Raw genomic sequence first — 24120 nt, 5'->3', positions numbered from 1 at the left:
TATTTATTTCATAAAAAAAATTAATGTTCTATTAAGGAAAGTATGATACATTAATCGTGGGCAAGATTCTATTTGTTCATGAAAGTGTTGAAAATAGTCTTAAAATTTAAAAGTTATTTTTGTATAATAAATTATAATGAAATGACAGGGGGGATGAATTTTGAAAAAATTCATAATCACTGGATTGTCTGTATTGTTATTAGCCGGTTGCGGTGCTCCACAAGAAAAAGAGGATGCGCAATCAAAGCAGGAAGAACGAGTTGTAAATGCAAGTAATGAGAATATAGTAGTATTCCCTGAAGGTGCAGTACCAGTTGGTGAAGGAAAAGTAAAAGTTATTACACCAGATGGTACTTCTGAAAACGGCAATATACCAACTGTATTCATCAAAAAGGATACTTTAATTCAACATGTTGAATTAGAGCTTTCTAATTTTCAAAATGATAAAGAAACATTTATATTTGTAGATCAAGTATATGCAGATAAACATCAAGTCACTAGTACAACACAGACAACAGTACAATTAAAAGAAAAGACACTTGAGACAGGTAGTCATACGATTACTGCAGTTCAGTATGAAAACAATGATCCAAAAGGAAAGGTTATTAGTTTAAATCAAGCAACATTCGAAACAAAACCAGCGTCATAAGAAGAATAAAAAGTACATTACTCAAAAAGTAGTGTGCTTTTTTGTTTATACTAGAGGATGTAACAGTGAATAACTTGTTTCGTTTTCTAATACGATTAAGTAAGAAGAAATCACTTGTTTCTACTATGATAGAGAAAGAGGCTGAAGATGTGAATCGATGTATTCGTATCGTCTTGATTATTTTAACGATGTCAGTCATTTGGTTTATAATCCAAGAGGTGACTCAAATTACGCTCAATTAACAAATTCATGATTTGTTAATAGGAGCTATTTGTTTTACCATTGTTTATCTATCATATGATAAACAATGGTTAAGGTAAGTTTTACATGAAAAATGTAGGTATTTCATTTGAAATGTCGAATAGTACATACGATGTCGTAATAACAAATTTTCTATTGTTTACTGTGAAACAGGAGAAGGGGAGATAGTGGTTATGAAACGAGCTCTTATTAATATTGATTATACATATGATTTTGTAGCTGAAAAAGGTGCTTTAACATGCGGGAAACCAGGACAAGAAATTGAGAAGGAAATTGTCCATATAACGAAAGAATATATTGAAAATGGAGATTATGTTGTCTTTGCGATCGATAAACACGATGAAAATGATGTATATCATCCAGAATCAAAGTTATTCCCGCCTCATAATATAGCTGGTACAAATGGAAGAGATTTGTTTGGTGAATTACAAGATGTGTACGAAACATATAAAAATGCAGAGAATGTATATTATATGGATAAAACACGATATAGTGCATTTGCAGGAACAAACTTAGAGATGAAGTTAAGAGAAAGAGGAATAGAAGAAGTTCATCTTGTAGGTGTTTGTACTGATATTTGTGTTCTTCACACAGCAGTAGACGCTTATAATAAAGGATTTAAAATTGTAGTTTACGAAAAGGCAGTTGCATCTTTTAATGCGCAAGGACATGAATTTGCACTTGGACATTTTAAGTCATGCTTACATGCAGAAGTGAAGTGAAAAAAAGAGGCCTTTAAAAAGGTCTCTTTTTTCGTTTAAATTGAGACGAGGTTTCGCTCGATTAGTTTTTTTATGAACGGACTAATTTTTTCTGGTAACCCATTTAAGTCAAAAAATTGTACATGTAATGATTCTAATCCATCAGCTTTTAACGTACCACCTGTAATATCTTTGCAAAGATATGCGATTGTTATAGGGTAAAATTCATCTCCGTTCGGTAATTTTACAAAAAATTCTTTTCCGGAAAATACGCTTATTAACTGTAAAGAGCCTATTTCAATCCCTGTTTCTTCAAGCACTTCCCGTCTTCCGGCTTCTTCCGTTGATTCGCCAAGTTCAACGAATCCACCAGGGACAGCCCAAATACCACTTCGTCTCTGTTGTAGTAATATTTGTTCTTTTTCATTGAAGACAGCTACAGCAACGCCAGATAAATTGAGTGGTCTTGATCCAATAACTTCTCTTAGTTCTTCGATATAGCCCATTGTTAGTTAACCCCCGCGAGTCAAAATATTTACAAATGAACTATTCGGTATTGTGTTAATATTTTCCTTTTTTGAGATATGTAGCGCAGTCATAAAATAAAGTCGTTTATAAAAAAATTCTAATGTAATCTCCCTTTAGATAATGAAAAAGGGTATATTTATAGAAGAAAGTGTAACAAGTTTTAAGGAAATCAAAAGGTATGACAATAAATTAGTTTTTCATGAAATTTTCATTAGTTAAGGGTGTGGATGGATGAGTTTATTAACGTATACTGAAGAATTTTTTAATTATGTACGTGAGTTTTTACTTTTAAGATTTTTACTATTTGCATTAGTTTTAATCATTATCTCTTTTGTAATCAACCGTATTATTGATTGGTTTTTTAGGAAATCAAGCTTTTTTGATGAAGAGGTAGAGCAAACGATTCAAAGTGTGATTCGATCTATTTTTAGATATATCATTATCATCAGTCTAATCATATATTTAATTAGCCAATTTGTAGATATAAAAAGTATCATTGCAGGTGCAGGGATAGCGGGAGTTGTTATTGGTTTTGCTGCACAACAGATGTTAAAAGATGTTATATTAGGCTTTGCGAGATTAGCGGACAAAGAGTTTCGTGTTGGCGATTTTGTTACTTTTAACGGAACAAATTCAGGAACAATTGAGGAAATTAGTATTCGTTTTATGCAAATTCGTGAATGGTCAGGAAAACTTCTTACGATACCACACGGAGAGATTAGGACGATACAAAATTTTAATAAAGGATGGATGCGCGTAATTGAACGGATTACGGTAAGTTATCAGGAAGATCCTACAAGAGTTAAGGAATTGTTAGAAGAAGTTTGTGTTAATTGTAATGAAAGATTGGCTTCGAGTCTTTATAAAGTAGAGGATGAAGCTGTTGAGCCGTTTAAATATGTTGGTGTCACAGATTTAAACCCGAACCTTAAATATGTTGGATATGAATTTTGTATTACAGGTTTAATAAAGCCAGAAGATTATTTTGAAACTTCTAGACAAGTAAGGTTTGAATTAATGTCTATGTTCCATAAGAATCAAGTGCAAATGCCAGCAGCAAATATGGTCGTTACTACTGAAAGTTTACAGCATAACCATGGTGGACAATCTTTATCGGACAGCTAAAATAGAATAGTTTGTTAACAAAAATCTAGCTTCCAACATTGGATAGAAAAATAATAAAATGATTAATTTAAAGAAAGAACTGAAGGAATTCAGTTCTTTCTTATTTGTAGAATTTAGAAATTTCTTAATGTTATAATGATAGATGGTGATGAAAATGAACTTTGAAGAAAAAGAGATGCATCGTTTAGAAGCATTAAAAGCAATTGCAGAATTATTAAATGAAGCAACAGACTTACAAGTCATGTTAGAAAAAGTGTTACATACATTGTTACAAGTTATGAATTTACAAACAGGGTGGATATTCTTTATCGATGAAAGTGGAAAGCACCGTATGCTTGTAGATGAAAACTTACCACCGGCTCTTACATGGAAAGAGAAGAAGCCGATGTGTGAAGGGGACTGCTGGTGTGTAGAGCGTTTTGTGAATGGCAGATTGGAAAAAGCGACAAATATTATTGAATGTAAGCGAATAGAGGATGCGATTGAGTGTAATTGGGGAGAGACAGAAGATGTTACGCATCATGCGACGATTCCACTTAGGTCTGGATCGGAGAAGTTTGGTCTATTAAATGTAGCCTCACCTCAAAAAACACACTTTTCAGAGGAAGAATTGGCATTATTAGAATCGATTGCATTTCAAATAGGAACGACAATACAACGTATTCAGTTGGTAGAGAAGGAACGTAAATACGTAGTGGTAGCTGAAAGAAATCGACTTGCACGTGATTTACATGATTCAGTAAAACAATTGTTATTTTCTATTATGCTAACAGCAAAAGGTACTTTAAATATGACGCAAGATAGAGACTTGCAAGAGATGTTGAGCTATATTGGAGAATTATCACAGGAAGCATTACAAGAAATGACACTTTTAATTTGGCAATTAAGACCGGAAGGATTAGAGAAAGGTTTAGCAGAAGCAATTAAAAATTACGGAAAGTTGTTAGGGATCCACGTGGAAGTTCGAATTGATGGTATGGTTTCAATTGGAGATGAAATTGAAGAAGTTTTATGGCGTATTAGTCAAGAAGCAATACATAATTGTAAAAAACATGCTTCATGTGAAAAGGTAAATGTTCTTTTAAAAATAGAAAATAACCAGTTGTATTTTTACATAGAGGATAACGGAATAGGATTTATACAAGATCACGTAAGAGAGTCAGCCCTCGGTTTAAAAAGTATGAAGGAACGTATTCAGTTAATGAGGGGATCATTTCAAATAAAAACTGAGCTGAAAAAGGGTACAAAAATTGAAATTCAATTGCCGGTTTAAAGGGGAGAAGAAGATTGAAGATTAAATTACTACTAGTTGAGGATCATCATATCGTTCGAAGAGGACTTGTATTCTTTTTAAAAACGAGAGAAGAATTTGAAATAGTTGGGGAAGCAGAAAATGGTGAAGAGGCATTAACATTCATTCAAACGGAAAGACCAGATGTAGTATTAATGGATCTATCAATGCCGAAGATGGATGGTATAGAAGCAACAAAACGGATAAAGCAATATGATAAAACAATAAAGATACTTATATTAAGCAGTTTTTCAGAGCAAGATTATGTTTTACCAGCACTGGAAGCTGGAGCAGATGGTTATCAATTAAAAGAAGTACAACCAGAGCAACTTGTCGCTTCTATCATTGCAGTACATGAAGGAAATGCGAATTTTCATCCGAAAATAACACCAGCACTATTCGGACGATCAGCAGTTAAGAAAGAAAAAGAGAACCCTTTTTCCATGTTAACAAAAAGAGAGCAAGAAGTACTTCGTGAAATTGCGAAAGGGCGAAGTAATAAAGAAATTGCAGCAGAGCTTCATATTACAGAACAGACTGTGAAAACACACGTTTCAAATGTTTTAGCTAAATTGGAAGTAGATGATCGTACGCAAGCTGCATTATATGCGGTGAAGCACGGGGGAAATAATAAGTATGAATAATTATGTCCCATGTTACGACAGAATACATAGGAGTATTTAAAATTTATCCCGCTATTTGCGGGCTTATAATTAGTGGGAGATGTACAATACTCTCACTGATTAAAGTTTCAATTTATAGTAGTGCTAAATAAAGGTTTTTCTTCTTTCTATAATTAGGTACAATAAAACTACGATGGAAGGGGAAGATATGCTATGCCAGGTACAAGAAGTGGGATTGGAAAGATTCAGGCTTCGTTAAATGGTTTATCACCGAAATTGCGAAGTATTGCCGAACATATATTGAAACATCCACAAGATGTTGTACATAAATCTATTACAGAATTAGCTGAAGTTACGAATAGTTCTGAAGCTACGATATTCCGCTTATGTAAGCACCTCGGTTTTCAAGGGTTTCAAGATTTAAAGATTACATTAGCTCGTGAAATTGTACATACTCCTATGCAAAATATTCATGAAGAAGTATCGGCAGAAGATAGTATGGTAACTGTTGCTAAAAAAGTTTTTCATTCGCATATTACAGGACTGCAAGATACATTGCATTTGTTAAATGATACAGCGCTAGAGCAAGCCGTAAAGGTATTGCAAGATGCAAGTCGTATTGAGTTTTATGGAAATGGTGGTTCTGGTATTATAGCGATGGATGCATATCATAAATTTATGAGAACGGGTATTTCTTGTATTGCTCATACAGATTCACATTTTCAAATTATGGGTGCGGGTTTACTTACTAAAGAAGCAGTGGTAATTGCAATTTCTCATTCTGGTAGCAATAAAGGGTTACTGGAAGCGTTAGAAGTAGCAAAAGCAAGAGGAGCTCGCATTATTGCAATTACGAGCTATCAGAAATCAGCATTAAGTCAACTTGCTAATATTACATTATATACTTCAACACGTGAGACGGAATTCCGTACAGAAGCAAGTTCATCAAGATTAGCACAGTTAAGTTTGTTAGATACTTTATACGTTGGGTTATCGTTACAACGCCAAGAAGAGACATTGCAAAATTTACAAAGTATACGCGAAACAATTTCGATGAAACGAATATAAAAAGTCCTTCAGTTGAAGGGCTTTTTATATTGGTCAATAGTTTGATGATATATAATCTAGGTTTACTCGTTATAATCTTTTTTGAAAATATGATGATAATAATTTCCTATATTAAAAAATCTTTATTTATTACTTCGCATCTTGAATTCTAATAAACGATACATAGATGAAATCTCAGTTTTTCCTTCAAATATAGTAAGAAAACATTTGGTTAATAATTCAAATATTGTTCAATATTTAACAATAAGCTTTTAAAATTACATGTTATGATGAACGTGTAATGATGATTGAACATTTAAATTTGGTGCAATAATTGGCCGAAACAGTGCAGGTAGAAGTTGTGAGATGAACTCATTAAAATTCTAAAACACTAAAGGGGAGATCACATATGAAAGCGGTAGTAGTAAATAAAAATAGTAAAGCAAACATTGAAGTTATTGAAAAGGAATTGCGTCCGTTACACTCAGGTGAAGCGCTAGTGGATGTAGAGTATTGTGGAGTTTGTCATACTGATTTACACGTTGCAAATCATGATTTTGGAAATACAGATGGCCGTATTCTTGGTCATGAGGGTGTAGGTATTGTTACGAAACTTGCTGATGATGTAACTTCACTAAAGGTAGGTGACCGTGTAAGTATTGCATGGATGTTCCAATCTTGTGGACGTTGTGAATATTGCATAACTGGTAGAGAAACATTTTGCCGTGAAGTTAAGAATGCTGGTTATTCAGTAGATGGTGGTATGGCAGAACAATGTATTGTTACAGCTGATTATGCTGTGAAAGTACCAGAAGGATTAGATCCTGCTCAAGCATCATCAATCACATGTGCGGGCGTAACTACATATAAAGCAATAAAAGTATCAGACATTAAACCTGGTCAACCTATCGTCATCTATGGGTGTGGTGGATTAGGTAACCTAGCTATCCAATATGCTAAAAACGTATTTGGTGCAAAGGTAATTGCAGTAGATATTAATGACGATAAATTAGCATTAGCAAAAGAGGTTGGTGCGGATATGACTATCAATCCAATTTCTCAAGGTCCTGCTGATAAGATTGTTCAAGATGAGTTTGGTGGTGCTTATGCTGCTGTAGTAACAGCCGTTTCTAAAGTAGCATTCAATTCAGCAGTTGATGCAGTACGTGCTTGTGGTAAAGTCGTTGCAGTAGGTTTACCAGTAGAAACTATGGATTTAAACATTCCGCGACTTGTACTAGATGGAATTGAAGTAGTTGGTTCTCTAGTCGGTACTCGTAAAGACTTAGAAGAGGCATTCATGTTCGGTGCAGAAGGAAAAGTAGTGCCGGTTGTTCAAACTTGTTCTCTAGATAAAGTACAAAATGTATTCGAAGAAATGGAACAAGGTAGAATTCAAGGACGTATGGTAATCGATTTTAAACAGCATAATTGTGATTGCAAATAATTCATTTTAAATATAAAAAGCATGAGTCTAGCTAAATACATGTAAAAAAGTTAGACGGCAGAAAGAAGATGATCCCTGCATTCAACAGGAATCATCTTCTTTGCATTCCACTACTATCAATGTCGACTAACGAGAAAGGATTAAAGGTTCACTTTATCTACAAACGAAAAAGAATCTTTACTTTTAACAAATTTTTTATGATCTGGAACGGTTTGAATTGCTACAACTTGCGAATCTCTTGCTTTCAGTGCATCTTGAATCCCGATTGTCATAAGCTTAATAAATAGAATCGTAATAAAGAATGAAACGAGAGTATACAAAATAATCCACCATGAAATATTCATTTCATAACGATTTAATCCAATAAGGCCTGCCCAATCATTAGATAGAGAAACAGGTTTGAGTACTCCGTCATAGAGTTCACGCATTTGTATCCCACCAATTATAATATCAAGCAACGCTAAATGGATAACGAGTATGAGAGTTTGAACGATATGTTCCATAAATAACACAAATAAGCGGTCAAGTAATAAGACTCGTAAGTGTTTTTTGATAATATGAAAACGGCTAGCCCCTAGCAATTGGGAACTTAAAATGTAATCTTGTTTCATAAATTCATCAACTTCTGAGGATATATATAAAGAAAGTGTAGGCAGAGCGACGAAAATAAGTACGAGTACTTGATAAAACGCAAATGAAATATTTGGATCTAATCTATCAGCATTTGATACGATTACAATATTAACGGGTGTGATGAGTATAAATGCGATAAATAAAGTAGGAATGTAATAAAAAACTTCTGAGCATGACTGGAAAAATCTCTTGAATTTTGGAGCATATAAACTTAAGAGGATTCCTATACATGTTCCGAATAAAATTCGAAAGAAGCTAATTGCCACGGCTAATAAAATGGTAAATTTTGCTCCTTCTATAATTTGTAAGAAAACAGATTCTCCAAAACGATCAGATCCAAAAGGCGGTATTAACGATGGTGGAAAGGGGGCCTTTCCAAGTAATTCGTTATTGTCATTGTAAAGTAACTGAGGAGGTTTTGGGATGTTATCTTTAAAGAACCAACTATAAATAAAACTAGCTGAAACAAGTATGAATAAATAAGTAAAGCCGATTAAAAAGCGTTTTGATTTCCAAATAGATTTCATAAAGTTGCTCCTTTCAATTGCTTTTGCCATCTATTCATCATGAAAGAGGTTATTTGAAAAATGGTATAAAATGGTAAGGTAATCATGACAAGTATGATAAATGCAGCTGGAGGTGAAATAAACGCCTTTTTAAATAAAAATTGAATAATGCCTTGCATATTAAAAACAAATTCTAAAATGAATAAGTTAGAAAGTAAGAAAACAAAAATCGTTTTTAAATGGTGGAAAAAGTGGATAGATATATTTTTGAATAAATGAATGCATAGTATATAACTTGATGAAAATCCTTTTCCATATGCAACCTCTACGTAATGTTTTCCATGTTCTTCTTTTATGTATAACACCATCATCCGAAACATTTGTAATGTAGGTAAGACCGCTAAAGATAAAATAGGGAGTAAATAAGCACGATTTTCATTAAAAGAAATAATGGTGAAAGGAGCTTCCCCAAATTTCTTAAGTACCCAAATGAAAAATATTTGCAAACAAATCATCATCATCATATCAGGGACAGCTTCTAATATGAACACAATCCGGTTTATCCATTTTTTTATATAATCTTTTGCTAAAAAATAAAAAAATGCCATGCTAGATGAGATAAAGAGCGCAAGCAAAAAGGCCACAAATAATACAATAAACGAATATAGGTAAGGTTCTAAAACAGTTGGAAATAGTGGTGTTGTTTTTAAATGACCAAACTTTGGGTCTGATCCTATAACCAACAATGATTCAGGTGAGAAAACCTGTTTTAACATAGTAACGATCTGGTTAAAAAAATAAATTGGTTGAAAGGTGAATCCTTGTTGAGTGATAAATAAATAAGGTAAATTTAATAATAGTAACAGTGATAAAAGAATTGATGAAAGCTTAATTGTGAATTGAGATATTTTATGTAACATTAAATCCCTCCGACATCTTTTTACAACATTATACAATAAAGTCTAAAATATTGTTTTATTTTTCCGAAAAATAAAAATACTATTAGATTTTATAGTATGGAACATATATTTACAAGTTAATAAAGTTATAGTAGGATCCGCGCTCTAAGTTTATTAAGGTAATAGGATGAGTGAACCAAAAACAATTAATAGAGCAAAATGTACAGAATTCTTATTTGGAGAGGTAGCGGCTATGTTACGCGACTTCATCGCGATAAAGCTAAACTTATGCAAAGTTAATTTTAGACGAGATGGTTTCTTCTTTTAGGCTACGTGTAGGAAATTTAAAAAACTCCTAGGGATCAATGAATTCCTAGGAGGGCACCTGTGGTTCAACAAAGAGATAATTCTAACAAGCTCTAGATTCTTTACATGTTTAGCGTTCTGTTTAGATGTTAATTTTTCAAGTAATAAAAATGCAACATCAAAAGCTGTACCTGGATTTGAAGATGTAATAATATTTCCATCTTGAACAATTAAATCATTTTGTACTTTTGCACCGAAATTCTTTAACTGCTCTTTTCGTTTACTCGTTGGATGACTGTATGTGGTAGCTTTTTTATCTATAAGAATTCCACTTTTACCAAGCGCTAATGATGCAACACAAATACTTGCAATAGGCTTCTGTTTGACATGGAAATGTTGAATAACATGTAAGAATTCTTTACTGAATGCATCCCGATAAAAACCAGCTTCTTCAAACCCTCCTGGAATAGCTAGTGCATCAAACTCATCCAATTGAATATTATCAACCGTTTTTTCGGGTATGACAGTAAAATTCCAAGTACAGGTTAATTTATCCCGAAGACCAGCTGTTATGACCTCGGTCGATCCATCACCCTCCCACTTATTCCAACCTAGTACGTCTGTAAATACACTAGCTTCTACTGCTTCAAATCCGTCAGCTAATAATAATAAAATCTTTTTCATATCGTAAATCGCCTCCTAATATCCTTATTTTATATAAATATAAAAAGCTGATGAATAAGTTAAATAAGGATATTCAATTGTTTGGCTTTATTATATAAAGAATTTAGGTTATTCTATTTTATAAAAAAAGGTTGGATAGTTTATGGATCAAATTGATAAAAAAATCGTGGGGTTATTACAGTCAAATGCAAAAATTTCAATGAAGGATTTAGCTGAAGCAGTTCACTTATCTTCTCCGTCAGTAACTGAGCGAGTAAGGAAGTTAGAGGAGCAACAAATTATTGAAGGTTACCATGCACGTGTTTCTCTAAAAAAAATTAATCGTCCAATTTCTGCACTTATATTGTTTAAATCAACGAATTGTAAATCATTATCTAACTTTTGCTATAATCATCCAGATGTAATTGAGTGTTACAGAGTAGCAGGGGAAATTAGCTATATTGTCAAATTAGCAACGTATTCTGTAGAAAGTTTAGAAAAATTTATTGATGATTCGATGCAATATGGTACGCCATCAACAAATATCGTGTTATCTTCTCATGAAAAAAAGATAATTGCTCCCTTTATTAGTGAAGAATAAAAATACTGGCCTAATCAATTAACTATTGCCTACTTAATAATCTTTTAAAAATATCCCTTATTTTTCGGACTTGTATAAAAAGAAGGGTCACTAATCATTTTTCTTAGCTTGATGGTTATGTAAAGTGACCCTTAAAAATGAATATTGCTTCTCAACTCTTTTTCATGCAAATGAGTAGAACGTAAGGAAGAACTATGTATGTGTTGTTAATGAAAGAAAAAGAGAGTGTGTTGCGAAACGTAACGAATATAACGCAACTTTACCGCGGGGAAAATCTAAATTTAGTATGTAAGTGAAATGGAATGAGGGGGATATATTTTTTGTTATGAAAAAAATTTTCTTTTTAAAACTTGATTAACGAAAAAAATTTTTATATACTAATTCATGTAAACGGTTTACTAGATCGTATTTTGCTAGAAACGAAGGGAAGATTCGCATGGAAACAAGGGGGAGAGTAATCGGGATTGATATCGGTACCACAAGTACAAAAACGGTTGTATTTACAGAAAAAGGAAAAGTCGTTGCATCACATGCAGTTGATTATCCAATTATTCAACCGAATGTCGGATGGGCTGAGCAAGATCCTGATGTAATATGTGCTGCTGTATATAAAACTGTAAGCGTTGCCATCCGGAAGGGTAACGTGTTACCAGAGGATATTTCTTCAATCGGTATTAGTACAGCAATGCACGCATTAATTGCAGTAGATAAAAACGGTGCACCATTAACGCGTTCTATCATTTGGGCAGATAATCGAAGTACGAAACAGTCAGAAAAATTATTACAACATATGAATGGTCATGAAATTTATAGACGAACGGGTACACCAATTCATCCGATGTCGCCACTTTCTAAATTATTGTGGATGAAAGAGGAAGAGCCAGAATTATATGCGAGCGCATATAAATTTATTTCCATTAAAGAGTATGTTATGTATCAATTGTTTTCACGTTACGTAGTGGATTATTCAATAGCATCAGCTACCGGGTTATTTAATTTAGAAACATTAAACTGGGATGAAGATGTTTTAACGTTGTTACATATGTCACCAGAACAATTATCAACACCAGTGCCAACTACATATATTTTGTCGGGTATGAAACCGGAATTAGCACAAAAGATGGGTATTCGTGAAGATACGCCAGTTGTTATTGGTGCAAGTGATGGTGTTCTTGCGAATGTGGGCGTTGGGGCAATATCGCCTGGCTCAGCTGCAATTACAATTGGTACAAGTGGTGCGGTTCGAACAATTTCATCAAGTGTTAATACAGATGAAAAAGGAAGAACGTTTTGTTATGCATTAACAGACGAGCACTGGGTGATCGGCGGACCAACGAATAACGGCGGAATATTACTGAGATGGTTACGTGATGAATTTGGTAGCCCAGAGCAAGAAGTAGCAAAAAAACTTGGCATTGATCCGTATGATTTATTAATTAAGTATGCGGAAAGTGTACCAGCTGGAGCGGGTGGATTGCTATTTTTACCGTTTTTATCTGGAGAGCGTGCACCGTACTGGAATGCAAATGCTCGTGGTACATTCTTTGGAATAAACCTTCAGCATAAACGAGAACATTTTATACGTGCAGTCATGGAAGGTGTTTGTATGAGCGTATATTCTGTTGCACTCGCAATCAGGGATTGTACAGGGCCACTTACTGAAATACGCGTTTCAGGAGGTTTTGCGAAATCTGCATTTTGGAGACAAATGTTATCCGATATGATGGGAAAAGAATTGCTTGTTCCTGAAAGTCATGAAGCATCTGCGCTTGGGGCAGCGGCAGTTGCTTTATATGCTGTAGGAAAAATTGATTCTCTTGAAGAGGTAAAGGATTGGATTGATATTGTTCATCATCATGTACCGAATAAAGAAAATACGGCTATATATTTAGAAATGTTTTATATGTATGAACGACTTTACAATCGCTTGAAAGAAGAATTTGATTGTATAGCTGCTTTCCAACGTAAACAATAGGGGGATTGGGAGAAATGGTAGTTGGAATCGTACTAGCGGCAGTTGTCATACTACTTTTACTTATTACAGTAGTAAAATGGCATCCGTTTGTCGCGTTAATTTTAACAGCAATTGGTGTAGGACTTGCAATGGGAATGCCATTGATTGGAACTTCACCAAAAGATCCAGGGATTATCGATTCTATTAAACTAGGGCTTGGTAATACGTTAGGGTTTTTAGCGATAGTTTTAGCATTAGGAACCATGCTAGGAAAAATGATGGCCGAATCTGGCGGTGCTGAACGAATTGCTACCACATTAATAGATCGTTTTGGGAAGAAACGTGTTCACTGGGCGATGATGTTCGTTGCATTTTTAGTAGGGATTCCAGTATTTTTCCAAGTTGGATTTGTACTACTAATTCCATTAGTATTTACAATTGCGTTAGAAACAGGGGTATCACTTATTACAATCGGTATTCCACTAGTAGCAGGACTATCTGTTGTACACGGACTCGTGCCACCGCATCCAGCGGCGATGGCAGCAGTAGGTATTTTTAAAGCAGATGTAGGGAAGACAATTTTATATGCTTTAATCGTCGGACTTCCAACTGCAATCATTTCAGGTCCGCTTTACGGGAAATGGATCGGTGCTCGTATACATAAAGAAGTACCATTAGATATAGCGGAGCAATTTATTGAAAGAGATAAGAAGAAGGAACTTCCTAGTTTCGGAAATACATTGTTTACTATTTTACTTCCAGTATTTCTTATGCTAGGTGCATCGATTGCGGAAGTAGGGCTAAGCAAAACAAGTCAACTTGCACAAGTATTGCACTTCATTGGAGATCCAATAGTCGCGTTATTAATTGCAACGATATATTCTTTCTTTAGTCTTGGTTATGCAAAAGGTTTCTCAAAAGATAAAGTATTACAATTTACAAATGATTGTTTAGGGCCTATTGCGAACATACTGTTAGTTATCGGTGCAGGCGGTGCGTTTAATAAAGTATTATTAGATTCTGGAATTGGAACGACAATCGCAGAAATGGCGAAAGAATCTCATATTTCACCGATATTATTAGGTTGGGGAATTGCGGCACTTATCCGAATTGCGACTGGATCTGCTACAGTTTCTATGATGACAGCAGCTGGAATTGTAGCACCGATTGCAGCAAGTACACCAGGTGTAAATGTTGAACTACTAGCACTTGCAACAGGTGCAGGGTCATTAATTTTATCACATGTAAATGATTCTGGATTTTGGATGATTAAAGAGTATTTTGGAATGACTGTGAAAGAAACATTATTAACATGGACTGCAATGGAGACGATATTATCTGTTGTAGCACTTGGACTAATTTCGTTATTAAATATATTTGTATAGAATGGGAGATTGATGAATATGAAACTAGGTTTAATTGGATTAGGAAAAATGGGATTCCCATTAGCAGAACATTTATATGAAGACAAGCATGAAGTAGTTGTATATGACGTTAATAAAGAGCTTGTTGAAAAGGCAGGGGCAATAGGGATTACTGCTCGTCATACATTAAAAGAAATGATTGCTGAACTAGAAGCTCCTCGTACAATTTGGGTAATGGTACCTGCGGGAGAAGTTGTTGAATCGGTACTAAAAGATGTATATCCATTATTAGAGGAAGGCGATATCGTTATTGAAGGCGGGAATTCATTCTATAAAGATACGTTACGCCGTGCTGAAGAAGCGAAAAGTTTTGGTTTACATTACGTAGATATCGGTACATCAGGCGGTGTAGAAGGAGCTAGATACGGTGCTTGCTTAATGGTTGGTGGAGAAAAAGAAATTTATGATCAATTAGAACCTTTATTTAAAGATTTAGCAGTAGAGAATGGGTATTCTTATGCAGGCCGCGTCGGAAGTGGTCATTTCTTAAAAATGGTTCATAACGGTATTGAATACGGAATGATGCAAGCAATCGCTGAAGGCTTTGAAGTGTTAGATAAAAGTGATTTTGATTTCAATTATGAAGATGTTGCTAAAGTATGGGCAAACGGATCAGTTATCCGCGGTTGGTTAATGGACTTAACTGAAAAGGCATTTGCAGATGATCCTAAACTTGATGGCATTAAAGGTGTGATGAACTCTTCAGGAGAAGGGAAATGGACTGTGGAAACGGCACTTGAACTTCAAGCGGCAGCACCGGTAATCGCAATGTCATTATTTATGCGCTACCGTTCTCAAGAAGATGATACATTCCACGGAAAAGTAGTTTCAGCTCTTCGTAATCAGTTCGGTGGACATGAAGTTGTGAAAAAATAAGGTTGTTTTTAAAAAGAAACTTGTGCATAGGCGCAAGTTTCTTTTTTTATAGTGTAAGAAATCTCTAATTTAAAAATATCAATCAATCATTGTTTATTTGTACTGATTGTATCAAATATATAGTGAAGCATGAAAGATGTCCCAACATAAAAATAAGAATAAATAAAATGAAATTTTCATAAATAGTAAAAGGATGATTATGTCATCAGTGTAGCTATGAAGTGGTGTTACATATGAAAAGAGCGTGTTAATAAAATATGAGGTGGTTAAATGGGAAATGAGCAAGTGAAGAATGCAGGGGAAGAAAAAAAGTTATGTCTTTGTATGATTGTTAAAAACGAGTCTAGAATTATGGAAAGATGTTTAAATGCTACAAAATCAATTGTAGATTTTGTTTCTATTTGTGATACGGGATCAACTGATAATACACCTGAAATTATTGAAAATTGGTGTGAAGAAAATGAAATCCCTGGAACAGTTCATCATGAACCATTTCAAAATTTTGGCTATAACAGAAGTTTAGCAGTTTCATTAGCACAAAAAACATATCCAGAAGCAGATTATTTATTAATATTAGATGCAGATATGATATTAGAAGTTGATCCCGAGTTTGATAAGACTAGTTTAACGGAAGACCACTATCTTACAATGCAATATGATATTCATATTAAGTATTGGCTTACACGCCTTTTGAAAGCTTCTTTACCATGGAAATCTGTCGGTGTTACTCATGAGTATTGGGATATAGATCGTTCCAAAGTTGGTGCGAATTACAATACGAGGGTAGCTAGGTTAGAGACGCTTGTCGTTAACGATCCTGGGGATGGTGGTAGTAAAGCTGATAAATTTGAGAGAGATGAGCGGTTGTTGTTACAAGGATTGAGTGATCCAGAAACAACGCCAGATTTGCATATAAGATATTTATTTTACTTAGCCCAAACTTATTTTCATTTAAGTCAATTTGAAGATTCGATTAAATGGTACAAAAAAAGAGTGGAAGCAGGTGGATGGGTTGAAGAGGTGTTCTATTCGTTATTGCGAATAGGATTTTGTTATGAACAATTAGCAAACCGTTCAGCAAATAAACAATATGAGGTAACAGAAGTGGATGAAAAAGAAAATGCTAAGGCGCAAGAAGAGCAATATACAGCATTAGCTATTCTTTATTTTCAAAAAGCGTGGGAATATAGACCAACTCGGGCTGAGCCATTATACCAACTTGCAAGAATGTATCGATTAAAATCTCAAAATAATATTGCTTTGATGTATGCGTTGCAAGGGAAGGAAATTCCTTTTCCGAAAAATGATCTGCTATTTGTAGATTATCATGTGTATGATTACTTATTTGACTATGAGATTTCTATAAGTGCTTTTTATATACCGCATAAAAAACATTTAGGTGCAGTATCACAAAAATATTTGGAATCGAAAAAAGAAGAGCTACCGTTGCATATAGCAAATATGGTAGAAAGTAATGCGAAATTTTATTAAATACATTGTCGGTTAAAGGAGTAGTGGAGTAATCATGGAATTAATACGATGGGCGCTAGAACTAGGGGAATCCGTGCATGGAAATACGTATGAAGAATTGATGCCACTACTAGATTATTATTATGATCGTGATCATTTAAAAGCGTATTGTATCGCAAATCTCCTTATAGACATGGACGTAGCAGAAGAGCATCGGCAAAAAATCGAATTAAGAAGGTGCATTGCTGCTTATTATGCTGGAATGTATAAAGTAGCAAAAAAACATGCAAGTGAGCTTTTAATTAAATATCCGGATGTGGATTTATATAAAAATAATTTAAGACTAATGGAAGCCTATTTGAATAAAGAATATGATTATTGTCTTTTTATATGCCCAAAGACGTATGGTAGTTTCATAGATGTCGCGCGAGCTTTGAAATGGCGATTGGAGCAGGAGGGAAATACAGCAATCATATCAGAAACAATACTAGAAAATGTGAAAAATACAATTGTTTTTGGAGCGCATACGTACGCACATAATCCGAATCTACTACCAAAAAATGCAATTGTTTATAATTTAGAACAGCTATATGAAGGAAGTCCTTATGCGCATCCTCTTTATTTAATGTTATTAAAAGATAAGGAAATTTGGGATTATAGTAAACAAAATATAGAATGGTTAAAACAAAAAGGAGTAGGAAAAGAAATAAAACATGTGGAAATGAACTATGCCCCAACTCTAGAAATAAAAAAAGATGCATTTGATGAAGAGTTAACTGAAGACATTGATATACTGTTTATAGGTGCTCTTAACCCAAGGCGACAAGCTATTTTTAATCAATTAAAAGTAGTTGCCCCGAATTTAAATATTGTTTTTAAAAATAATGCGTGGGGAATTGTTAGAAATGAGTTGATTGCTAGGTCTAAAATTATATTAAATATTCATTTTTACTTATCGGGTATTCTTGAAACTCCTCGAGTTTCTTATGCAGTGGCAAATAAGAAATTTATTATCTCTGAAAATAGTAATCCTGAGGACGAGATAGAGTGGCCAGGAATAGTGTTTACTCCGTATGAAAAAATAATAGAAAACGTTATGAAATATATAGAATTACCAGAAGAACGTATTAAATTAGCAGAAAAAGCGTATAACCATTTTGAAGCAAAAAGAAGCATAGACATACTGAGCGATAAAGCGGAAGAAAAGTAATTGTGAAGAACTCCTACTTTCGTATGAGTTCTTTTTTTCGTCTATCATACTATTTTATCAAGCTAGTTCCCTCTTTATATTGTGTTTTGTATAGAAATTTCTGATAATATAAAAGTATAACTGAAAAACAAAGGAGAGAAATAATTATGAAACTAGTCGTTATTAACGGTACGCCAAGAAAATTCGGTAGAACTCGTGTGGTGGCAAAATATATTGCTGATCAATTTGAAGGGGAGTTATACGATTTATCAGTAGAGGAACTGCCTTTATATAACGGGGAAGAATCACAACGTGAATTAGAAGCGGTAAAAAAATTAAAGGCATTAGTGAAAACTGCAGACGGTGTAGTACTATGTACACCTGAATATCATAATGCAATGAGTGGAGCGTTGAAAAATTCGTTAGATTACTTAAGCAGTAGTGAATTTGTTCATAAACCTGTCGCATTACTTGCAGTTGCTGGAGGCGGTAAAGGTGGCATTAACGCATTAAACAGTATGCGTATTGTTGCTAGAGGGGTGTACGCAAATGCAATCCCAAAACAAGTTGTGCTTGATGGACTTCATGTACAAGACGGTGAACTGGGAGAAGATGCAAAACCGTTAATTCATGATCTAGTTAAAGAATTAAAAGCATATATGAGCGTATATAAAGAGGTGAAAAAACAACTAGGAGTGGAGTGATAAATCAATCGTATAAAAAATACTTCTGCCTTCCTATCTTTTTCTATATAATAAAAAGAAAGGGAGTGCAAACTTATTTATGAACAAATGGATCTTGCTTATAATCTTATTATTTCCACCACTGTACATTCTTTATATGACGTTTCGAATGAAGAAAGTTGCTCGTGAAAAATTGAGTAATCACTCTCCGTACGTTCTTATTTTAGGCGCAAAGTTATTTGGAGATAGACCGTCTTTATCTCTTCAAAACCGTTTGGATGTAGCGTTGGAATATTTACATTCCCATCCTGAAGCGAAAGTAATTGTTTCAGGTGGTCAAGGGGAAGATGAAGATATACCGGAAGCTCATAGTATGAGAAACTATTTAATGATTCATGGTATAGATGAGAGTCGTATTTTAATAGAAGATCAATCTACAAATACGTATGAGAATTTAAAGTTTAGTATGGATTTATATGATGTGAAACATGCGGTAGTTGTAAGTAATACGTATCATTTGTATAGGACCAAAATAATTGCAAAGCGTTTAGGCATGAAGATGGAGGCACTAGCTGCTGAAACACCAATGCGCTCTAAGAAAAAAATGTATGTACGTGAATATGCTGCAATAATGAAAACGATATTGTTCGACCGTTAGAGCTCAAATTTGAGCTCTTTTTTAATTATAAAGCGTATCATTTGAAATGAATGCCGTATTCCATCAAAATAAAGGAAACAACATTAAAGGAGTTGTATTTGTGATTCAATTTAATCATGTGTCAAAAGCGTATGAAGATGGCATGAAAGCAGTGGATTCATTGCATTTAGAAATTAAAAAGGGAGAATTTTTTGTTCTCATTGGTCCGAGTGGTTGCGGGAAAACAACGACAATGAAAATGATTAACCGTTTAATTGAAACGACTGAAGGATCTATTTTAATCGATGGAAAAGATATTCAACAATATAATATTAATGAATTGCGTTGGAATATAGGATACGTATTGCAGCAAATCGCTTTGTTTCCGCATATGACAATTGCAGAAAATATTGCAGTTGTTCCTGAAATGAGAAAATGGAGCAAAGAAAAAATAAAAGTTCGTGTCGATGAGTTGCTACAGATGGTCGGGCTAGACCCAGACGTATATCGCGATCGTATGCCTGATGAATTGTCAGGAGGGCAAAAGCAGCGCGTTGGTGTCGTAAGAGCATTAGCCGCAAACCCGAAAATCGTTCTTATGGATGAACCGTTTAGTGCGTTAGATCCATTAAGTAGGGAACAGCTTCAGAAGGATATCGTACAATTGCAAAAGAAGATTCAAAAAACAATTGTATTCGTAACACATGATATGCAAGAAGCATTATCACTTGGAGATCGTATTTGTATTATGAAAGAAGGAAAAGTAGTTCAATTAGATACACCAGAAGGTATTATACATAATCCGAAAAATGAGTTTGTAGAAGAGTTCATTGGAAATCGTGGACAACCTTGGTATGAGGGGAAAAGTATAGAAGATGTATTGCCACTTGATGAAAGTATACGGGTAGAAGGGGATGCATTATCATTGCATTCTTCTTTACAAGAAGCATTAGTTCGTGTACGAGCTGACGAAGTCGTTCCAGTTGAAGAAAATGGTCAATATGTTGGAGCTTTAACAAGTCGTCATATTGTTAATTACATTGTTGAACAAATGAAGGAAAGAGGCTAAACAGTGACTGATTTTATACAAACGTTCCAAGAGCGAAAAATAGAATTACTAACTGCATTAAGTGAGCATTTACAAATATCGCTTATTTCACTATTTTTTGCAGTAATTATTGCGGTGCCACTTGGCATTTTATTAACGAGAAAACAACGAATGGCTGAATTTATAATAGGAACTTCTGCGGTTATGCAGACAGTGCCATCACTTGCATTACTCGGACTTTTAATTCCGTTAGTAGGAATTGGAAAACTCCCAGCCATTATTGCATTAGTTGTGTATGCACTATTACCTATTTTACGAAACACATATACAGGAATAAGGGAGTTAGATGAATCTTTAATCGAAGCAGCGAGAGCTATGGGGATGAATAGCTGGAGAAGACTGTGGAAGGTAGAGCTTCCTCTTGCATTACCAATTATTATGGCCGGTATTCGTACGGCGATGGTATTAATTGTTGGAACAGCTACATTAGCAGCTCTTATAGGTGCTGGTGGGCTCGGAAAACTCATATTACTTGGTATCGATCGAAATGATCATGCGCTTATCATTTTAGGGGCCGTACCAGCCGCGTTACTCGCTTTATTCTTTGATGTAGTACTTCGAGTGCTTGAGAGTCCAAAACGCTCTTCTAAGCGTATTATATTGACGATATGTATTACTTGTATAATGATTGCTTCTCCCTTTCTTTGGAACACACAAAAGAAAGATATTGTTATTGCCGGAAAACTTGGATCAGAACCTGAAATTTTAATTCAAATGTATAAGCAGCTTATTGAACAGGATACCGATTTACACGTAGAATTAAAACCAGGTCTTGGAAAAACAGCATTTGTATTTGAAGCATTGAAATCAGGAGAAGTAGATATATACCCTGAGTTTTCGGGAACAGCTTTATCTACTTTTGTGAAAGAAGAGCCAAAAAGCACAAATCGGGATGAAGTATATGAGCAGGCTCGCATTGGAATGGAAAAGAAATATAATATGGTTATGTTGAAGCCGATGGAGTATAACAATACATATGCACTAGCTATGCCAAAAAAAATAGCAGATCAAAATAACATAAATACAATTTCTGATTTAGGAAAAATGGCACAGGATGCTAAAGTAGGATTCACATTAGAATTTGCTGATCGTGAAGACGGTTATAAAGGAATGCAAAAATTATATAACTATAAGTTTTTAAATGTGAAAACGATGGAACCGAAACTACGTTATAGTGCAATTCAATCAGGGGATGTTAACGTAATCGATGCATATTCAACTGATAGTGAACTTGAGCAGTATGGACTGAAAGTGCTAAAAGATGATAAAGGGTTATTCCCACCGTACCAAGGTGCACCATTATTAAGAAAAGAGACGTTACAGAAATATCCTGAACTTGAAAAAGTATTAAATACATTATCTGGGAAGATTACAGATGAAGAAATGCGAAAAATGAATTATGAAGTAAATGTGAATGGAAAAAGTAGTGAAGAAGTTGCGAAACAATTTTTACAAAAAGAGAATTTACTTCGTTAATTTTACAAGAAATATACAAATTTATATGTATGAAATGACCGTTCATTACAAAATGAACGGTTTTTTTGTGCATACTTATACATTTTTTCAAAAAAGTATTCCATTTTTCTTCATTTTCTTTTAGAATAAGTAATGTTTTCCTGAAAAAATATAAGAGAAACGTCTATTAGAGAAAAAGGTGACTTTAATAGTTGAACGAACATAACACCTAGAATGACAGATGGGGTGGTACAAATAGAAAAGAAGTTAGGGTTTTTTCCATTAATTGCATTAGTAGTCGGAACGATGGTTGGTGGCGGTGTTTTTAGTTTACCGCATGATTTAGCAGTAGGAGCAAATAGCGGCTCTATAATAATTGGTTGGTGTATTACAGCGATGGGAATGATTCCACTCGCGCTCGTATATCAAACGTTAGCAAGACAAAAACCGGAGCTTGAGGGCGGAATTTATAGTTATGCACGTGCTGGTTTCGGAGAATATATCGGATTTAACAGTGCTTGGGGATATTGGCTAGCAGGAATTTTAGGAAACGTTGCAACAATCATGTTACTGTTTAGTACATTAGGTTATTTCTTCCCCATTTTTAAAGGTGGAAATAATGTTGCGTCTATCGTTGGTGCATCACTTTTATTATGGACACTTCATTTTCTAATTTTATTTGGAATTCGTGAAGCATCTATTATGAATGTTATTGCAACGATAGGGAAATTAGTTCCAATCGTATTATTTATTGTTGTAATGGTAACAGCGTTTCGCTGGGATACATTTACACATGATTTTTGGGGAGAAGGAACTATATCAGTTTCCTCTATACTTGGTCAGGTGAAAAATACAATGCTTGTAACTCTTTGGGTTTTCATTGGAGTTGAAGGAGCGGTTGTATTATCTGGTAGAGCGAAAAATAGCCGAGATGTTGGTAAAGCGACAGTACTTGGACTTATTTTAGTAATGTCTATTTATATTTTAATTTCTGTCTTGTCTATGGGAGCGATGACAAGAGGAGAGCTTTCCGTGTTAGAAACCCCGTCAATGGGACATGTATTAGAACATGTTGTTGGGACATGGGGCGCCGTTGCGATTAACATTGGGTTAGTTGCTTCACTTGTAGGTACATTAATAGGCTGGTTTTTACTTGTTTCTGAAATTTCCCACGTAGCAGGAAAAGATGGCGTGTTTCCGAAAGTCTTTACGAAAACAAATAAAAAACAAACGCCACATATGGCATTATGGATCTCAAATGGCGTTGCCCAAATTATATTTATAATCGTTCTGTTTTCAGAATCAACATATCAAATTATGTATTTTATTGCTTCAACATCAATTTTAGTACCATATTTATTATCAGCGTTATTCCAATTTAAATTAGTTATTACAAACGAACTAAAAGATGCAAAAGTAAAAAACGGTTCGTTAGCTTTAATTGCTTCTACTTATTCTGTATGGCTTCTATATGCAGCAGGTTTGAAAAATTTATTACTTGTTTCAATCGTGTATGGAATTGGGATTATTGTTTACATGTATGCAAGAAAAGAAAAAGGAAATCGTTGTTTTAAAGGTATTGAGAGATATGTAATGTGGGCAATTGTTATCGCAGCTATCACATCACTTTATATGTTATTAACTGGAAATATAAAAATGTAAAAGTCCTTTTAAATAAAGGGCTTTTTTCTTTGTCTAGAGAATATTTAATACATAAGATATTCAGGAGGGATGAAAATGGAAGAAAAAGAACAGTTAACCAGAATTGTTGATTTAGCGAGTGAAGTAAGGAAAGTATTAGTGCAAGAATCCTTTTTTAATCATCATCCTGAACTACGAGGAGTGATTGAAAATTTAGCGAGTGCTGTAGAAAATTTGGCGGAATTACAGCAAAATACAGATGAAAACGCTGAAGATCGATTACGATATGTACTTGCTAAAATGAAAATTGCTCATAATGCCATTTTACAAGAGAAAAAAGCATTTCCATCTCATTAATATACGTTTTAATTTTGAACCTGGCGGATAACGTCAGGTTTTTTGT

General features: G+C 34.3%; 22 protein-coding genes and 2 pseudogenes. 20 read left to right on the top strand and 4 right to left on the bottom strand.

Features of this window, described 5'->3' with window-relative positions; all coding sequences use genetic code 11:
- The first annotated feature begins 160 nt into the window (after window positions 1-160).
- The 3 genes and pseudogenes from DM800_RS00880 (at window position 161) to DM800_RS00870 (ending at window position 1632) form a co-directional block, all read left to right on the top strand.
- The gene (locus tag DM800_RS00880; protein WP_048541213.1) at window positions 161-649 is read left to right on the top strand and encodes a putative periplasmic lipoprotein; all 489 of its coding nucleotides are present in this window, start codon (window positions 161-163) and stop codon (window positions 647-649) included.
- Window positions 650-714: 65 nt separating this feature from the next.
- Window positions 715-969 (top strand): annotated as a pseudogene (locus DM800_RS00875) (hypothetical protein).
- A 114-nt stretch (window positions 970-1083) separates the two neighbouring features.
- A complete protein-coding gene (locus DM800_RS00870) occupies window positions 1084-1632 on the top strand; it encodes a cysteine hydrolase family protein (RefSeq protein WP_088063423.1) in 549 nt (182 codons plus the stop codon).
- A 35-nt stretch (window positions 1633-1667) separates the two neighbouring features.
- Here DM800_RS00870 and DM800_RS00865 read toward each other — a convergent pair whose 3' ends face one another.
- A complete protein-coding gene (locus DM800_RS00865) occupies window positions 1668-2117 on the bottom strand; it encodes an NUDIX hydrolase (protein ID WP_088609139.1) in 450 nt (149 codons plus the stop codon).
- Between the two features lie 253 nt (window positions 2118-2370).
- Here DM800_RS00865 and DM800_RS00860 point away from each other — a divergent pair, with 253 nt between their 5' ends.
- The 5 genes from DM800_RS00860 to adhP all read left to right on the top strand — a co-directional run bounded on the left by DM800_RS00860 (window position 2371) and on the right by adhP (window position 7672).
- Window positions 2371-3264, top strand: coding sequence for a mechanosensitive ion channel family protein (locus DM800_RS00860; RefSeq protein ID WP_088063260.1), 894 nt, complete (start codon window positions 2371-2373; stop codon window positions 3262-3264).
- 154 nt (window positions 3265-3418) lie between these two features.
- A complete protein-coding gene (locus DM800_RS00855) occupies window positions 3419-4537 on the top strand; it encodes a GAF domain-containing sensor histidine kinase (protein ID WP_060488638.1) in 1119 nt (372 codons plus the stop codon).
- A gap of 14 nt (window positions 4538-4551) precedes the next feature.
- Window positions 4552-5199 (top strand): response regulator, encoded by a 648-nt coding sequence (locus DM800_RS00850; protein WP_147786220.1) that lies wholly within the window; start codon window positions 4552-4554, stop codon window positions 5197-5199.
- 192 nt (window positions 5200-5391) lie between these two features.
- Window positions 5392-6246, top strand: a complete 855-nt coding sequence (locus tag DM800_RS00845; RefSeq protein ID WP_088063262.1) for a MurR/RpiR family transcriptional regulator — start codon at window positions 5392-5394, stop codon at window positions 6244-6246.
- Window positions 6247-6634: 388 nt separating this feature from the next.
- The gene (gene adhP / locus DM800_RS00840; protein ID WP_147786219.1) at window positions 6635-7672 is read left to right on the top strand and encodes an alcohol dehydrogenase AdhP; all 1038 of its coding nucleotides are present in this window, start codon (window positions 6635-6637) and stop codon (window positions 7670-7672) included.
- Window positions 7673-7812: 140 nt separating this feature from the next.
- Here adhP and DM800_RS00835 read toward each other — a convergent pair whose 3' ends face one another.
- From DM800_RS00835 to DM800_RS00825, 3 genes and pseudogenes are all read right to left on the bottom strand, one after another.
- Window positions 7813-8832: an ABC transporter permease gene (locus tag DM800_RS00835; RefSeq protein ID WP_147786218.1), complete on the bottom strand. Its 1020-nt coding sequence runs from the start codon at window positions 8830-8832 to the stop codon at window positions 7813-7815.
- Window positions 8829-9731 carry an ABC transporter permease subunit gene (locus DM800_RS00830; protein WP_147786217.1) on the bottom strand — a complete coding sequence of 301 codons (903 nt, stop codon included), beginning with the start codon at window positions 9729-9731 and terminating at the stop codon, window positions 8829-8831. Before DM800_RS00830 ends, DM800_RS00835 begins: the two co-directional genes overlap by 4 nt.
- Window positions 9732-10130: 399 nt before the next feature.
- Window positions 10131-10700, bottom strand: a pseudogene (locus DM800_RS00825) (DJ-1/PfpI family protein); the annotation flags it as partial.
- 142 nt (window positions 10701-10842) lie between these two features.
- On the opposite strand from DM800_RS00825, the gene DM800_RS00820 reads away from it, so the two are divergent.
- From DM800_RS00820 to DM800_RS00765, 12 genes are all read left to right on the top strand, one after another.
- Window positions 10843-11280: an Lrp/AsnC family transcriptional regulator gene (locus DM800_RS00820; RefSeq protein ID WP_060488643.1), complete on the top strand. Its 438-nt coding sequence runs from the start codon at window positions 10843-10845 to the stop codon at window positions 11278-11280.
- 436 nt (window positions 11281-11716) lie between these two features.
- Window positions 11717-13255 (top strand): gluconokinase, encoded by a 1539-nt coding sequence (gntK, locus tag DM800_RS00815; RefSeq protein WP_088063264.1) that lies wholly within the window; start codon window positions 11717-11719, stop codon window positions 13253-13255.
- A 14-nt stretch (window positions 13256-13269) separates the two neighbouring features.
- The gene (locus DM800_RS00810) at window positions 13270-14619 is read left to right on the top strand and encodes a GntP family permease (RefSeq protein ID WP_064477346.1); all 1350 of its coding nucleotides are present in this window, start codon (window positions 13270-13272) and stop codon (window positions 14617-14619) included.
- Between the two features lie 18 nt (window positions 14620-14637).
- On the top strand, window positions 14638-15534 hold the full coding sequence (gene gnd / locus DM800_RS00805) for a phosphogluconate dehydrogenase (NAD(+)-dependent, decarboxylating) (RefSeq protein ID WP_060488646.1): 897 nt from the start codon (window positions 14638-14640) through the stop codon (window positions 15532-15534).
- Window positions 15535-15804: 270 nt separating this feature from the next.
- Window positions 15805-17025 carry a tetratricopeptide repeat-containing glycosyltransferase gene (locus DM800_RS00800; RefSeq protein ID WP_147786216.1) on the top strand — a complete coding sequence of 407 codons (1221 nt, stop codon included), beginning with the start codon at window positions 15805-15807 and terminating at the stop codon, window positions 17023-17025.
- Window positions 17026-17059: 34 nt separating this feature from the next.
- Window positions 17060-18214: a CgeB family protein gene (locus tag DM800_RS00795; RefSeq protein WP_088063266.1), complete on the top strand. Its 1155-nt coding sequence runs from the start codon at window positions 17060-17062 to the stop codon at window positions 18212-18214.
- 146 nt (window positions 18215-18360) lie between these two features.
- Window positions 18361-18897, top strand: coding sequence for an NADPH-dependent FMN reductase (locus DM800_RS00790; protein ID WP_000780362.1), 537 nt, complete (start codon window positions 18361-18363; stop codon window positions 18895-18897).
- 79 nt (window positions 18898-18976) lie between these two features.
- A complete protein-coding gene (locus DM800_RS00785; RefSeq protein WP_147786215.1) occupies window positions 18977-19534 on the top strand; it encodes a YdcF family protein in 558 nt (185 codons plus the stop codon).
- 100 nt (window positions 19535-19634) lie between these two features.
- Entirely contained in the window at window positions 19635-20582 is a 948-nt protein-coding gene (locus DM800_RS00780; RefSeq protein WP_147786214.1) for an ABC transporter ATP-binding protein, read from the top strand.
- Between the two features lie 3 nt (window positions 20583-20585).
- Window positions 20586-22097 (top strand): ABC transporter permease/substrate-binding protein, encoded by a 1512-nt coding sequence (locus DM800_RS00775; protein WP_000129146.1) that lies wholly within the window; start codon window positions 20586-20588, stop codon window positions 22095-22097.
- A 213-nt stretch (window positions 22098-22310) separates the two neighbouring features.
- Complete coding sequence (locus DM800_RS00770; RefSeq protein WP_000129474.1) at window positions 22311-23738, top strand: basic amino acid/polyamine antiporter; 1428 nt, start codon at window positions 22311-22313, stop codon at window positions 23736-23738.
- A gap of 75 nt (window positions 23739-23813) precedes the next feature.
- Complete coding sequence (locus tag DM800_RS00765) at window positions 23814-24074, top strand: hypothetical protein (RefSeq protein ID WP_000391452.1); 261 nt, start codon at window positions 23814-23816, stop codon at window positions 24072-24074.
- Window positions 24075-24120 lie beyond the last annotated feature (46 nt).

This window comes from Bacillus sp. AY18-3, assembly GCF_008042305.1.
In the GTDB taxonomy this organism is placed as follows: Bacteria; Bacillota; Bacilli; order Bacillales; family Bacillaceae_G; genus Bacillus_A; species Bacillus_A wiedmannii.
The sequence above is the reverse complement of the archived record's forward strand: the minus strand, read 5'-3'. Positions and strand labels throughout refer to the sequence as shown.

What these genes read in the sequence shown, in the direction of transcription:
- DM800_RS00795 (WP_088063266.1), top strand. Translation starts at nt 17,060, where the DNA reads ATGGAATTAATACGATGGGCGCTAGAACTAGGGGAATCCGTGCATGGA.
- DM800_RS00765 (WP_000391452.1), top strand. Translation starts at nt 23,814, where the DNA reads ATGGAAGAAAAAGAACAGTTAACCAGAATTGTTGATTTAGCGAGTGAA.
- DM800_RS00810 (WP_064477346.1), top strand. Translation starts at nt 13,270, where the DNA reads ATGGTAGTTGGAATCGTACTAGCGGCAGTTGTCATACTACTTTTACTT.
- gnd (WP_060488646.1), top strand. Translation starts at nt 14,638, where the DNA reads ATGAAACTAGGTTTAATTGGATTAGGAAAAATGGGATTCCCATTAGCA.
- adhP (WP_147786219.1), top strand. Translation starts at nt 6,635, where the DNA reads ATGAAAGCGGTAGTAGTAAATAAAAATAGTAAAGCAAACATTGAAGTT.
- DM800_RS00770 (WP_000129474.1), top strand. Translation starts at nt 22,311, where the DNA reads ATGACAGATGGGGTGGTACAAATAGAAAAGAAGTTAGGGTTTTTTCCA.
- DM800_RS00845 (WP_088063262.1), top strand. Translation starts at nt 5,392, where the DNA reads ATGCCAGGTACAAGAAGTGGGATTGGAAAGATTCAGGCTTCGTTAAAT.
- DM800_RS00830 (WP_147786217.1), bottom strand. Translation starts at nt 9,731, where the DNA reads ATGTTACATAAAATATCTCAATTCACAATTAAGCTTTCATCAATTCTT.
- DM800_RS00820 (WP_060488643.1), top strand. Translation starts at nt 10,843, where the DNA reads ATGGATCAAATTGATAAAAAAATCGTGGGGTTATTACAGTCAAATGCA.
- DM800_RS00870 (WP_088063423.1), top strand. Translation starts at nt 1,084, where the DNA reads ATGAAACGAGCTCTTATTAATATTGATTATACATATGATTTTGTAGCT.
- DM800_RS00855 (WP_060488638.1), top strand. Translation starts at nt 3,419, where the DNA reads ATGAACTTTGAAGAAAAAGAGATGCATCGTTTAGAAGCATTAAAAGCA.
- gntK (WP_088063264.1), top strand. Translation starts at nt 11,717, where the DNA reads ATGGAAACAAGGGGGAGAGTAATCGGGATTGATATCGGTACCACAAGT.
- DM800_RS00860 (WP_088063260.1), top strand. Translation starts at nt 2,371, where the DNA reads ATGAGTTTATTAACGTATACTGAAGAATTTTTTAATTATGTACGTGAG.
- DM800_RS00790 (WP_000780362.1), top strand. Translation starts at nt 18,361, where the DNA reads ATGAAACTAGTCGTTATTAACGGTACGCCAAGAAAATTCGGTAGAACT.
- DM800_RS00835 (WP_147786218.1), bottom strand. Translation starts at nt 8,832, where the DNA reads ATGAAATCTATTTGGAAATCAAAACGCTTTTTAATCGGCTTTACTTAT.
- DM800_RS00800 (WP_147786216.1), top strand. Translation starts at nt 15,805, where the DNA reads ATGGGAAATGAGCAAGTGAAGAATGCAGGGGAAGAAAAAAAGTTATGT.
- DM800_RS00865 (WP_088609139.1), bottom strand. Translation starts at nt 2,117, where the DNA reads ATGGGCTATATCGAAGAACTAAGAGAAGTTATTGGATCAAGACCACTC.
- DM800_RS00785 (WP_147786215.1), top strand. Translation starts at nt 18,977, where the DNA reads ATGAACAAATGGATCTTGCTTATAATCTTATTATTTCCACCACTGTAC.